General features: G+C 62.7%; 10 protein-coding genes. 6 read left to right on the forward strand and 4 right to left on the reverse strand.

Going from position 1 to position 12,438, the window contains the following annotated elements:
• The first annotated feature begins 38 nt into the window (after positions 1 to 38).
• Entirely contained in the window at positions 39 to 2,183 is a 2,145-nt protein-coding gene (ligA, locus tag ABI_RS08800; protein WP_006272573.1) for an NAD-dependent DNA ligase LigA, read from the forward strand.
• Here ligA and ABI_RS25085 read toward each other — a convergent pair.
• Complete coding sequence (locus ABI_RS25085) at positions 2,180 to 2,344, reverse strand: hypothetical protein (RefSeq protein WP_006272574.1); 165 nt, start codon at positions 2,342 to 2,344, stop codon at positions 2,180 to 2,182. The two genes, ligA and ABI_RS25085, sit on opposite strands and share 4 nt — an antisense overlap.
• Before the next feature lie 79 nt (positions 2,345 to 2,423).
• Here ABI_RS25085 and ABI_RS08805 point away from each other — a divergent pair, with 79 nt between their 5' ends.
• Positions 2,424 to 3,161, forward strand: coding sequence for an SDR family oxidoreductase (locus ABI_RS08805; RefSeq protein ID WP_211211131.1), 738 nt, complete (start codon positions 2,424 to 2,426; stop codon positions 3,159 to 3,161).
• Here ABI_RS08805 and ABI_RS08810 read toward each other — a convergent pair.
• A complete protein-coding gene (locus ABI_RS08810) occupies positions 3,158 to 4,999 on the reverse strand; it encodes an aminopeptidase P family protein (RefSeq protein WP_006272576.1) in 1,842 nt (613 codons plus the stop codon). The genes ABI_RS08805 and ABI_RS08810 overlap by 4 nt on opposite strands.
• Positions 5,000 to 5,074: 75 nt before the next feature.
• Positions 5,075 to 5,587: a hypothetical protein gene (locus ABI_RS08815; protein ID WP_006272577.1), complete on the reverse strand. Its 513-nt coding sequence runs from the start codon at positions 5,585 to 5,587 to the stop codon at positions 5,075 to 5,077.
• A gap of 642 nt (positions 5,588 to 6,229) precedes the next feature.
• Here ABI_RS08815 and ABI_RS08825 point away from each other — a divergent pair.
• Positions 6,230 to 6,745: a hypothetical protein gene (locus ABI_RS08825; RefSeq protein WP_040308733.1), complete on the forward strand. Its 516-nt coding sequence runs from the start codon at positions 6,230 to 6,232 to the stop codon at positions 6,743 to 6,745.
• Here the strand turns inward: ABI_RS08825 and ABI_RS08830 are convergent.
• Positions 6,742 to 7,608, reverse strand: coding sequence for a 50S ribosomal protein L11 methyltransferase (locus ABI_RS08830; protein WP_006272579.1), 867 nt, complete (start codon positions 7,606 to 7,608; stop codon positions 6,742 to 6,744). The genes ABI_RS08825 and ABI_RS08830 overlap by 4 nt on opposite strands.
• Positions 7,609 to 7,703: 95 nt before the next feature.
• Between ABI_RS08830 and ABI_RS25610 the strand changes: the two genes are divergently transcribed.
• The 3 genes from ABI_RS25610 to ABI_RS08845 all read left to right on the forward strand — a co-directional run bounded on the left by ABI_RS25610 (position 7,704) and on the right by ABI_RS08845 (position 12,389).
• Entirely contained in the window at positions 7,704 to 8,321 is a 618-nt protein-coding gene (locus tag ABI_RS25610; protein ID WP_006272580.1) for a hypothetical protein, read from the forward strand.
• A gap of 87 nt (positions 8,322 to 8,408) precedes the next feature.
• The gene (locus ABI_RS08840; RefSeq protein ID WP_006272581.1) at positions 8,409 to 10,256 is read left to right on the forward strand and encodes an ABC transporter ATP-binding protein; all 1,848 of its coding nucleotides are present in this window, start codon (positions 8,409 to 8,411) and stop codon (positions 10,254 to 10,256) included.
• A 120-nt stretch (positions 10,257 to 10,376) separates the two neighbouring features.
• On the forward strand, positions 10,377 to 12,389 hold the full coding sequence (locus ABI_RS08845) for a hypothetical protein (protein WP_006272583.1): 2,013 nt from the start codon (positions 10,377 to 10,379) through the stop codon (positions 12,387 to 12,389).
• Positions 12,390 to 12,438: the final 49 nt, after the last annotated feature.

Consider the following 12,438-nt stretch of genomic DNA (forward strand, 5'->3'; position numbering starts at 1 on the left):
ACATCCGTGTTCATCCGTGTCCATCCGTGGTTCTTCACATGACTCTCGACGACGCCCGCGCCCTGCATTCCGAACTCGCGGCGCAGGTCCAGTATCACCGTGGCCTCTATTACCGAGAAGAAACGCCGGAACTGACCGACGCCGATTATGATGCGCTGGAAAAGCAGTTACGCGACCTGGAGGCGCAGTTTCCCGACCTGAAGACCTCCGAATCGCCGACCCAGACCGTGGGCGCGGTAATCTCGGAAAAGTTCTCGCCTGTGGTCCACGGCGTGCCGATGCTGTCGCTGGACAATGCCTTTGCCGACGAAGACGTTACCGACTTCGAAGACCGTATCCGTCGCTTCCTCAAACTGCCGGCGGAAGAGCCGGTGGTGTTCGCCGCCGAGCCGAAGATCGATGGCCTGTCGTGCAGCCTGTTGTACGTCAACGGGGAACTGGTGCGCGGCGCCACGCGCGGCGACGGCCGCACCGGCGAGGACGTCACCGAAAACATCCGCACCATCGCCGATATTCCGCACCGTTTAAGCGGCACCGGCCATCCCGAACGGATTGAAATCCGCGGTGAAATCTATGTGCCGCTGCAGGCCTTTGCTGACATGAATGCCAAGGCCCAGGCCGAAGGCGGGCGGACCTATGCTAATCCGCGCAACTTTGCCTCGGGTTCGCTCCGCCAGTTGGATACGGCTGTGACAGCGGCACGGCCTTTGCGGTTCTTCGCCTATACTTGGGGAGAGGTCAGTGACGACGGCTTTGCCGCCACTCAGACCGAGGCTCTGGCGAAGTTCCGGGAGTGGGGGTTGCAGGTCAATCCGCAGTCGGCCCAAGTCGATGGCGCTGCCGGATTGCTCGACGTTTACAACCGCATCGGCCGCGATCGTTCGGGGCTGGGCTATGATATTGATGGCGTTGTCTACAAGGTCGATCGCCTGGATTGGCAGCGCCGGTTGGGCTTTGTGTCGCGGTCGCCGCGCTGGGCTATAGCGCACAAGTTTCCGGCACAGCAGGCCCTGACACGGTTGGCCGCCATCGACATCCAGGTTGGGCGCATGGGGACGATGACGCCGGTGGCGCGGTTGCAGCCGGTCAATGTCGGCGGCGTGGTGGTGACCAATGTCACCCTGCACAATGCCGACGAGATCGAGCGCAAGGACATCCGTATCGGTGACATGGTCCGTGTCCAGCGCGCCGGCGATGTCATCCCGCAGATCGTTGGAATCGAACCGGACGAACGGCCGGACACCGCGGTGCCCTATGAATTCCCGACGGTTTGTCCGTGTCCGCTGAAGACCGAGGTCGTCCGCGAGCAGAACGCTGCCGGCACGGAAGGCGTGGCGCGCAAATGCAGCGGTGACCAGGCCTGTCCGCATCAACGTACAGAATACCTGAAATATGTCGTCTCGCGCCGGGTACTGGATATCGAAGGTCTGGGCGAGACCTATATTGAAATCTTCAACCGCGGTGGCATTCTGGCGGAACCCGCTGACATCTACCGGCTGCACGAAAAAGCCGAAGCCGCCAAGGTCATCGTTCTGGAAGAGCGCAAGCGCCAGTCGGCCGCCCGCCAGGAAAAGAGCGGCCAGGCGGTAAAAAAACAAGTGGCCGATACCGACCGCGCCTTTACCGATCTCGACAAGCTGTTTGCCGCTATCGACATCCGCCGCGATCTGCCACTGGAACGGTTTATCGCCGCGCTGGGCATCAAGCATGTCGGCGACACTACGGCCAAGCTTCTGGCGCGGGCCTTTGTCAGCGAACGCGCCTTTCACGACACCCTGGTCAAGGCGGCCGAGGGCGACGAAGAGGCGTTCAACTCGGTCAAGGATTTAAACCAGGTCGGGCCAGTGATTGCGCGATCGGTGACCAGTTATTTCGCGCATCCGTACCAGCGCGGCATCTATGAGCGATTTATCGAACAGGTGCGCGTGCAGGATGCCGAAGCGGTGGCGTCGACCTCGCCGGTGTCGGGTAAGACGGTGGTGTTCACAGGCACTTTGGAGAAACTGACGCGCGACGAGGCCAAGGCCCAGGCCGAACGGCTGGGCGCCAAGGTGTCGGGATCAGTGTCGAAAAAGACCGACCTGGTGGTGGCTGGCCCGGGCGCGGGTTCCAAGCTGAAGACCGCAGCGGAACTCGGGATTCAGGTCCTCACCGAAGACGAGTGGCTGTCGCTGATTGCCTAGTTGGCGAGCATTTTCAGTGCTTTTACCGCCGTCTCATAGCCCATCGGGGCCTTTTGGCTGTCGCAGCTTTGCACCGGCTTGTTGTCGCAGCCGCGGGTAATGCAGCCGCTCAAGGACGCGCACATCAGCAGGGCGGTGGTGACAATCAGTATCTTGCGCATCGGGCATCCTCTTAATCGGCGCAAACTTGGCACAATTCGGCGCCCTTGACCACAGGGCCTTCGCGGGTTCATGTGCGCCATGACCAAGATCGCCCTCGTCACCGGCGCCGGCAGCGGTATAGGCCGCGCCACAGCCCTTCACCTGTCTCGCGCAGGATATTCCGTCGTCCTCGCCGGTCGTCGCGCCTCTGCCCTGGCTGAAACCGCCGCGTTGGGCGACAACATGCTGGCCGTGCCAACCGATATCACCGACCCGTTGGCCGTGAAGGCTTTGTTCGACAAGACGTTGGCCGTTTTTGGCCGGCTGGATGTGCTGTTCAACAATGCCGGCTACAACGCGCCGGCCCTGCCGTTGGAGGAGCTGCCGCTCGACGAACTGCGCGCCGTTCTGGACATCAACATACTTGGCGCCATGCTATGCGCCGGTGAGGCCATGCGGATCATGAAAGCCCAGGAACCGCGCGGCGGGCGGATCATAAATACGGGTTCGCTGTCGGCCCATATGCCGCGGCCGCTGACGGCCGCCTACAGCGTGTCGAAACACGCCATCACCGGGCTGACCAAGTCGATCCTGATGGATGGTCGCGCGTTCGGCATCACCTGTTCGCAGATCGATGTCGGCAATGCCGCCACCGACATGTCGGGCCATATGGTCACCGGCGCTATCCAGGCCGATGGGCAACTGCGGCCTGAACCGCGCATGTCGGCCGATGAGGTGGCGAAGATGGTCGGTTACATCGCCAGTCTGCCGCCCGAAGCCAATATCCCGTTCGTCACGGTCATGGCCGGCGGTATGCCGTTTTATGGCCGGGGTTAAAGCGGTGCGCAGACCTCTTCCAGCCAGGCACGGACCTCGGACTTCACCAGCTGCCCGACCAGGCGGACGACCTCGGCGTGGTAATCGTCCATATATTGTCGCTCGGCGGGGGTGAGCATCTCGACAGCGATCAGACTGCGGTCAATCGGCGCCCAGGTCAGGTTGGCGAAACCGTGCATGGCGCGCTCGCCGCCCTTGGGGATCTTGGCTTCGGTGACGTACTGCAGGTTCTCGATGCGAATGCCGAAGTCGCCTTCCTTGTAAAAGCCGGGCTCGTTCGACACGATCATCCCGGTTTGCAGGGCATAGCGGTTCAGAGCCTTAGCGATGCGTTGCGGGCCTTCGTGGACACCGAGATAGACGCCGACGCCGTGACCCGTGCCGTGGTCGTAGTCGAAGCCTTCCGCCCACAGAAATTGCCGCGCCAGGATATCGAGATGCGTGCCGGTGGTGCCGGCCGGGAACTTCGCTGTGGCCAAGGCGATATGGCCTTTCAGCACGAGGGTGAACATGCGCTTGTGTTCGGCGGTCGGGGTGCCGATGGCCATGGTGCGGGTAACATCGGTGGTGCCGTCGGCGAATTGGGCGCCGGAATCGACCAGCAGCAGGTTGCCTGGGGCAATGCGCAGATCCGAGGCCGTGGTGACGCGGTAGTGGGGCAGGGCGCCGTGCGGGCCGAAGCCCGAGATCGTATCGAACGACAAATCCTTGAGACCACCTGCGGCTATGCGCAATGACTCCAGCTTCTTCGCCACCTCGATTTCGGTCGGCAGCGTCTCCTGCGCTTCGGTGGCGACCCAATACAGGAACTCGGTCAGGACGGCGCCGTCGCGAACATGGGCGGCCTTCGTCCCGGCGATCTCGGTCGGGTTCTTGCAGGCCTTGGGCAGCATACAGGGATCATCAGCCAGGAAGGGTTTGGCCCCGGCGGAGGTCAGGGCCTCCAGCCAGAAGGCCGAGGACAGGGCGGCGTCGATCAGCACGCTACGGCAGGCCAAACCGGCCAGGGTGGTCTCTATCTCGGCAGGCGTCCTGACGCTGACCTCGTTGCCCAGCCATTCCAGCAGGCAGTCGGTGATCTTGGTGGGCTGGATGAACAGTTCAGCCGAGCCGTCGTCCTTCAGCACCGCCTGGCCCAAGGGCAGGGGGGAGCGAATAACGTCGCCGCCGCGGATATTGAACAGCCAGGCCAGGGAGGACGGTGCGGTGATCAGGGCGGCGGCCAGGCCGTTGGCCTTGAGGTTGCGCGCGATCTGGCCACGCTTGTCGACTGAGGCGACGCCGGCAAATTCCAGCGGTTGGGGCACGATCGGCGCTGCCGGTTGTGATGGACGCGCCGCACCCCAGGCGACATCGAGCGGATTGGGCGACAGGGATTTCAGTTCCACGCCGGCGCCGGCGGCTGCGGCCAATAGGGTGTTCAAACTGGTCGGGCTGATCAGCGCGGCATCATAGCCGATGACCGAACCGGCGGGTGCGGCTGCGATATCGTCGGCCAGCGAATTGCCGTGGAAGTCCTTGACCTCCCAGACGCTGCGATCGGTCTGTTCGCGCGACTGCAAGGTATAGCGGCCGTCGGCATAGAGGATGGCGCGGTCGAGGAAGACGATCGCCGAACCGGCCGAGCCGGTGAAACCCGAGACCCAGGCCAGGCGCTCATTCGCGTCGGGCAGGTACTCGTTCTGATGCTCATCCTCATGTGGCACGATAAACCCGTCCAGCCCCAACCGGTGCATCTCGGCGCGCAGGGCGGCGACGTTGGTGACGCCCTGCGACGGATGGGTGGTGACATCGAACTGCTGGAAAGCGGTCGGGGCGGAAAGCGTATCGGGAGTCATCGAGTCACCTGTCTGGTTACGCAAGCGACTATAGACGGCCAATGTGGCGACTTCAAATCCGCCGCCGGAATTTTGCTACTCGAGTTGGATTACCGTGATGTACCAGGTGCTGACCGGCTGGCCCTGGGCTTGCCACCACAGACCGCTGATGGTCTGATTGACCGCGCCGAGATCGGCCAAAGGCACTTCAACCACGTTCCAGGTATTGGCGTTCAGACGGATGGTGTAGCCGGGGTCGACCGGCTTGTCACCGATCAGCGCCTTGACCGAGATTGTCTGGCCACCTGTCGGGCCGCCATTCACATAGAAGGTCAGTTTGGTATAGCCGGCCGTCGAAAACGGCGCATGCTGGAGGAACAGGGCCTGCCACGGCTCGCTCTGCATCGAGATCGGCTTGACGTCGGACCCGATATCGGTCGACAGGGTCGTCTTGGCCCAACTCCAGTTGTTCCAGCCCGGCGCCAGGACATCATCATAGATGACCATCGGCTGCGGCGCGGCAGGCGCGGTCTCCTGGGCGAAAACGGGGCCGGCAAAGGCCATGGCGGCAAAGGCGGCGGTGAACAGACGACGGTTCATGTTGGACATGAAAAGGCTCCCTGAGAATTTTTTATATTTGATTTATTTAATTCATATTATCCCATAAATGCCAAGTCGCATTCGTCTTCGCCTGTTGCGGGAAGAGAGGTGGTGTGGTTCTCTTGCAACGCAAAGGGGAGGGCGGCAAAAGGCGATGGTACGTTACAGTTTCATGGGCTTCCTTGGTGTTTTGATCATGGGCGCCGGGCTGATGAACGGCGTTGGCGGCTGGATGGTGCCGTTCATGGTGCCCGTAATGTTTGGCCTGGTGACAAGCTGGAATTGGGCCATAGTCGCGGGCGCGGTTGCCTATACGGCATTTCGAATCAGGGCAGGGGGGCCGGATTGGTTCGACATTGTGTATGGCGTTGGCTGGGGGCTAATTCTGGTAAGCGCGAACTCACGCTGCCCACGGTGCGGTTTGTCGGTTGGAATTAGCGGAAAAGGGCGGGACAGTCCGGTTCCGTCTTACTGCGTAAGCTGCGGCCGATATCGCTGTGACGTCTGGCCGTTTCAATATGCTCTGAGGCCAGAAGTCTGGGACGGTGAGTATCACGATGAAGGTGGCGGGGCAGCGCCGGATACCTATGGCGCTGAGGTGGCCCGCTATCATGCCCAGCAAAACTGGCGGAAGAAAACGGTCTCAAAGGGATGAAATATCTGGTTCTTCCCTTTCTACTGGTCGGCATCGGGTTGATGATTTTCTCGGTCGTGTTGCACCCGAATCCCGCCATCCTGATTCCCACGGCAATTGCCTGCTGGTTTGCCTTCCTGATTCAATCTCCGCGCTGGCTCGCTATAGCCTTTATAGCTGGCATTGCGGCGGGTTGCATCGCCGGCGAGGGGCCTGTCCTCCTTGGAATCGCGGCCGCGAATGTCTGCGCCTGGCTTTCCTTCTGGATCGGGTCGTCCGCGCGGTGTCCGCGCTGCCAATATACCTTGTTTCGCTCTCGCCGATGGGGCGAGGATCAGCCGCCGCACCGGTGGTGCATGATGTGCGGCCGCGACCGAAAGGGCGTCTGGCCATTCCAGTATCAGATCAAACCCGAGCCGTGGGACGGCCGCTATCATGACGAAGGTGGGGGACCGGGCAATCCGGACTCGCTGCTGGATTGGTGGCGGGGCGTCATGTTCCGCCGCCTCCCCAAAAGGTGGCGCCGCGGTTAGACCCGCTGCATCACCAGGGTGCACCAGGCGTCGCGGTGGATGCGGCGCACCACCTTGAAGCCGTGGCTGAGATAGGCGGCCTTGACGAAGCGTTCCTGGGTGCGCAGCAGGCCCGACAGGATGACTAGGCCCTGGGGTTTCAGCGCGCCGCGGATATCCATCGACAGCCCGACCAAGGGACGCGCCAGGATGTTGGCGAAGACCAGGTCGTAGGGACCAGATGAGCGCACCTTGCGGTGATTGAGGCCGTTGGCGTGGACGAAACGCGCCGTCGACTGGTTCAGTTTTGCATTCTCGTTGGAGATGCGCACGGAGATGGCGTCGATATCGGTGCCGACAGCGACGGGCGTGCCGGTTTTGGCGGCAGCGATGGCCAGGACGCCGGTGCCGGCGCCGACATCCAATACGCGGCCGAACTTGGATTTTTTCAACAGATCATTATAGGCGATGAGACAGCCGACCGTGGTGCCATGGTGACCGGTACCGAAGGCGGCGCCGGCTTCGATGCGCAAATTTACGGCATTGACCGGGGCGCGGCCGTGATCGTGGATCCCGTAAACAAAGAAGCGTCCAGCGCGCACCGGCGGCAGGCCGGACAGCGCCATGGCCAGCCAGTCAGCGTCGGCCAGTTGTTCGGCGGTCACGATCAACTCCGGAAAATCCGTCAGAACACGTTGAATCTGCAGGTCTTCCTCTTCGGCGGTCGGGAAGGCATCGATGCGCCAGATGTCGTGGTCTTCGTCCTCTTCCAGGATCGAATAGGTCGTGCCTTCCAGTTCGACTTCGGCGTCCAGGGCTTCAGCGGCGGCTTCGGCGACGGCGCGCGGGCCGCGCGCCACGATTTGTTGAGGATTATACGACATGCTGCTCTGCGGTAGGATTTGATTCAACGTCCGATCTCGGCTAATTTCCTTGGGAACGTGCGAGATTCGGACGGTTTGGCACTTAAGGACACAAGATGGCGAGAGCTACCACAAAAAAGACGACGGGCGACAGCGAAATTCCGGCCGATGCCGGTGTGAAGAAGACGATCGCCCGCAAGGCCCCGGTGGCCAAGGCTGAGGGTGATGCGCCCGCGGCGAAAAAGTCGGCCCCGAAGGCGACGGCCGCCAAGGCTGCGGCGCCCAAGGCCGCTGCCAAGCCGGCCGCTGCGAAGAAGACCGCCCTGGTCAATGACATCAAGCCGGCCGTGCTGGAACCGGCCCCCAAGGCTGTCAAGAAGGCGCCCGCCGCCAAGACGCCGGCCGCCAAGAAGGTCGAAGAGGTGCTCGACTCCGCCAAGGCGAAGCTGGATGAAGCCACGGCCGTCGCGGCCGAAAAGTTCGACGAGCTGAAGACCGCTGCCGAACCGCATATCAAGGAAGCCGGCGAAAAGGTCGAAGCCGCTTTGGATGCGGCCAAGGACAAGGTCGATGAAGCTATCGCCGCTGCCAAGCCGGTGGTCGAGGACATTGCCCGCAAGGCCGACGATGTGATGGACAAGGCCGTGGACGCGGCGCACGAAATCACCGGCAAGGCGGCGGAAGCCACCAAGAAGAAGCCCGGCTTCTGGGCCCGCCTGTTCGGCGCCAAGTAAGGCGTTGATCCTGACAGGATTTTGGAGGCGGGCCGCAAGGTCCGCCTTTTTTATACCTCCTGCTTCGAGGGGAGGCCAAGGTTAGTTATGTTGAACACTCTGTTTCGTCCCTTCGAGCGGCTAATCGATCCGTTCCGGCCGCATGACGACCTGACGCCGCCGTCCGGGCTGGTGGCCTATGTCTGGAGCTATCTGCGTCAGGTTTGGCCGCTGTTCGCCGCAGTGCTGGCGGTAGGCCTCCTGGCGACATTGGCCGAGGTCATGGTCTTTCGCTATGTCGCCGACATTATCGATATCCTGACCTCGTCGAAGCCCGGGGAACTGTGGGCGCAGCACGGCGCGACCTTTATCTCCATGCTGCTGACCATCGGCGTGGCCTGGCCGATCCTGGTCCTGATCCAGTCGCTGTTGCTGCAACAGGGGCTAACGACCCAGTTTCCGGTGTTGATCCGGTGGCAGTCGCACCGCCATATCGTGCGCCAGTCGATCAGCTTTTTCGCCAACGACTTTGCCGGGCGCGTGGCATCCAAGGTCGCCGATACCGCGTCGGCCGTGCGCAACACATTGATTACGCTCAGCGACACCTTTCTCTATGTCGTCGTCTATTTCTCCAGCGCCGTGTACATGTTTCTGGAGGCCGATTTCCGCCTGGTGATTCCGCTTCTGGTCTGGCTGACCGCCTATGGTCTGCTGTGCTGGCGCTATGTTCCTAGACTGTCCAAGGCGTCGGAAGAGGGATCGGAAGCGCGTTCGGCGCTGGTCGGGCGGCTGGTCGACAGCTACACCAACATCCAGACCGTCAAGCTGTTCGCCGATCCGTCGCGCGAAGAGGCCTATGTCCGCGAGGCGATGGAGATTAACACCGTGAAGTGGCAGGTCCAGCAACGGCTGATCACGCAACTGGATGTCATCGTCAACCTGCTGAATATCGCCCTGCTGCTGTCGACGGCGGTGCTGGCCATCTGGCTGTGGAGCGAGGGCGCGATTACCATCGGCGCCATTGCTCTGGCCGGGGCTCTGACCCAGCGCATCCTCAACATGTCGGGCTGGATCATGTTTCAGGTGACCAGCCTGTTTGAAAACATCGGCACCATCCAGAACGGTATCGACACCATTGCCCAGCCGCATAAGGTCACCGATGCGCCGGAGGCCACGGCGCTTAAGGTCGGTCGCGGTGAGGTGCGGTTCGACCACGTCCACTTCCACTACGGCGAGGCCGATCGGGCGGCGATCGACGGCATCGACCTGACCATCGCCGCCGGTGAGAAGATCGGCCTGATCGGTCCTTCCGGCGCCGGGAAGTCGACCCTGGTCAATGTGTTCCTGCGCCTGCATGACGTCACGGGCGGCCGTATCCTGATCGATGGCCAGGACATTGCGAAAGTGACTCAGGATTCCTTGCGCGCCCATATCGGTATGGTGACCCAGGACACATCGCTGCTGCACCGGTCGATCCGCAGCAATATCGCCTATGGCCGGCCAGGCGCTTCCGATGCGGAGATCATCGAGGCGGCGCGCCGGGCCCACGCCTGGGGCTTCATACCGGATCTGCGCGACAATCGCGGCCGGTCGAGTCTTGACGCGCATGTCGGCGAACGCGGCGTCAAGCTGTCGGGTGGTCAGCGCCAGCGCATCGCCATCGCCCGCGTGCTGCTGAAGAACGCACCGATCCTGGTGCTGGACGAGGCGACGTCGGCGTTGGATTCCGAGGTTGAGGCCGCGATTCAGGACAGCCTGCTGGAACTGATGGCGGGCAAGACGGTGATCGCCATCGCCCACCGGCTCAGCACGATTGCGCGCATGGACCGGCTGGTGGTCATGGATAGCGGGCGGATCATCGAGACCGGGACGCATGCCGAACTGGTTCATGCCGGAGGTCTCTATGCTCGCCTTTGGGCAAGGCAGACGGGTGGGTTTTTGGCAGAGATAGCCTAAATCTCGGTGGCCAAATCGTCACACAGCGCCATAAACCGGCGGTCGCGGCGACGCACAGGTTGCGGCGGCAACAAGGTTAATGTCTGTTAAGGTTTCAAGACGGGCTGGGCGCAGGGGCAGATGGCGACCACGGAAGCAGCGGGGCAAAAAGCTCCGACCGCGGGTAAGCCGCGTGGAACAGCAGGGCTGGGCGATTTTTCGCGCGCCATCCTGCTGGGGCTGGCCTATGTCGTCATCTCGTATTTGGCCGCCGGTCTGGGCGGCAGCGCGGTCGCCGGCAACGACACGGCCTGGCCCGCCTTCTGGTTCCTGCAGATACTGATCTACGCGGCCCTGTCGGTTATCATCGTTCTGTTCAGCCAGATGATCGACGATCGCGCCACCGATACCGGCCTGGGCGGTCCCGCCGTCTTCCTGATGTCGCTGGGGACCCTGGTCAGCTTCGCCGCCTTCGTTATCAACGAATTCAAACAGGTGACCTCCGGCGCCGACCACAATATCGTGCGCGAGGACTATGCCGCCTTCCTGGGGGCACCCAGCGAAGATCCCTTCGCCTATCTCATCTTCTGCTCGGTGATGATGGCGGTTTATGCGTTGGCGGCGGCCATCGTGGTCTGGTCGCTGCTGACCAGCCGCGAGCAGGGCTGGCTGCGCAAGATGATGTCCTTCTTCCGCAAGGTGAGTACCGGCGACCAGCAGACGCAGGTCAACCAGCATATCGACGTGCGGGTGCGCGAACTGACGCGGCTTTTGGGCGTACGCGACCGTATCCTTAGCGTACAGGCCGACCTGGCCGGCGAGACCACCCGGCGCGGCTGGCTGGTGCGGCAGTCGGGCGAGTTCCATACCCTGCGGCTGCACACTGATTTCAAGGCCGGCCAAATCGAGGACGCGCCCGATGCCGACACGGCTGCCCTGGCGCGGCCGCACTACGCCGCGGCCCTGGCGGCTGTCGATGCCGGGGTTGCCCAACTGCAACAGGCGGCCACGGCCAGCACCGCACGGGTCGAATACCTGACCCAGGACATCGCCAACCTGTTCACCGAGGCCGGTTTCGATGCGGTAGGGCCCTTGCAGGCGCGCATCACCGAACTGGAAAGTGAAACTCACAGCCTGCGCAGCCAACTCAGTGGCGCCCAGGCCGTCGATGGCCTGCTTAGCCTGGCCGATACCCCGGAAAGCGACCATATCCACGGCGTCACCCGCCTGTTGGGTATCGGCATGTTCGTCACCGTGCTGCTAATGACCCTGAACAACTATCTGCTGGCGCCCGAACTGACCGACGAGATTCAGCTCGATCCCTGGACGGTGCTGGCCCTGCTGGGGCTGTTCGTGCTTCAGGCGGTGGCCGCTTACTATGGCCTGACCAGTGCGCGTATGTACCTGATCAAACGCCAGATCGCCCAGCGCGCCCGCCAGGTGCCGCCGGGACCGACCTTGGCGCAGCGTGCTGCCGCCCTGGTGTTGCTGGCCCTGCTGGGCCTCTTGATCTACACCCTTATGCGGCTCTCAGAGCCCAGCGTGGCGCGGCCGCTGAAAGCGGTCGACCTGACCTGCCGCGCCTTTGACGATGCCGCCGGCTACCAGACGCCGCAGGGCGTGTGGGTCTACAATTCTGCGGTCAACCTGGAGGCCGACAGTTGCCGCCTGGCCAAGCCGCTGGACCACCAATCTTATGTCGTGGTGGTCGGGGCGGCCTCGCCGGAAGGCGACCCGACGGAACAGTTCGAACTGGCGCGCAGCCGGGCGCATATCGTGGCACGGCAACTGCGCGCCGGCACCGATCCGAAACAGGTTTCGGTATTTGTCGTCAATCTCGGCCGTGCCAATCCGGTCGAAATCCCGGCGGATGCCACGCCCGAAGTCAAACAGGCGGCGACGCGGATCTGGCGGCCGCTGCTGGTCCTTGCCGGCAATCTGGAGCCGGAAAAGCCGACGGTGAGCCAGCGCCTGCAGGCGGTGTTCGTGCGCAAGCCGGCTGTGCTGCCGCAAGCCGGGGAGGTTCGCCCGGTGGTTCGCGGCGTGCTGGGCAAGACGCAGAGGCTCGAACTGAGCGGTTACGACCCAGCGCAGTGCCGCATCTACCGCTATGACGGCGAGGGGGCACCGGTGCAGGAACTCTCCTGCCAGTAGGGCAATTCTTGAGGCTGAGTATGCCTACTATGCTTATACTCCCCCGTTA

The sequence above is a fragment of the Asticcacaulis biprosthecium C19 genome (assembly GCF_000204015.1).
GTDB lineage: Bacteria > Pseudomonadota > Alphaproteobacteria > Caulobacterales > Caulobacteraceae > Asticcacaulis > Asticcacaulis biprosthecius.

Excerpts from the sequence above, each read along its gene's own strand:
- ligA (WP_006272573.1), top strand. The coding sequence starts at position 39 with ATGACTCTCGACGACGCCCGCGCCCTGCATTCCGAACTCGCGGCGCAG.
- ABI_RS25085 (WP_006272574.1), bottom strand. The coding sequence starts at position 2,344 with ATGCGCAAGATACTGATTGTCACCACCGCCCTGCTGATGTGCGCGTCC.
- ABI_RS08805 (WP_211211131.1), top strand. The coding sequence starts at position 2,424 with ATGACCAAGATCGCCCTCGTCACCGGCGCCGGCAGCGGTATAGGCCGC.
- ABI_RS08810 (WP_006272576.1), bottom strand. The coding sequence starts at position 4,999 with ATGACTCCCGATACGCTTTCCGCCCCGACCGCTTTCCAGCAGTTCGAT.
- ABI_RS08815 (WP_006272577.1), bottom strand. The coding sequence starts at position 5,587 with ATGTCCAACATGAACCGTCGTCTGTTCACCGCCGCCTTTGCCGCCATG.
- ABI_RS08825 (WP_040308733.1), top strand. The coding sequence starts at position 6,230 with ATGAAATATCTGGTTCTTCCCTTTCTACTGGTCGGCATCGGGTTGATG.
- ABI_RS08830 (WP_006272579.1), bottom strand. The coding sequence starts at position 7,608 with ATGTCGTATAATCCTCAACAAATCGTGGCGCGCGGCCCGCGCGCCGTC.
- ABI_RS25610 (WP_006272580.1), top strand. The coding sequence starts at position 7,704 with ATGGCGAGAGCTACCACAAAAAAGACGACGGGCGACAGCGAAATTCCG.
- ABI_RS08840 (WP_006272581.1), top strand. The coding sequence starts at position 8,409 with ATGTTGAACACTCTGTTTCGTCCCTTCGAGCGGCTAATCGATCCGTTC.
- ABI_RS08845 (WP_006272583.1), top strand. The coding sequence starts at position 10,377 with ATGGCGACCACGGAAGCAGCGGGGCAAAAAGCTCCGACCGCGGGTAAG.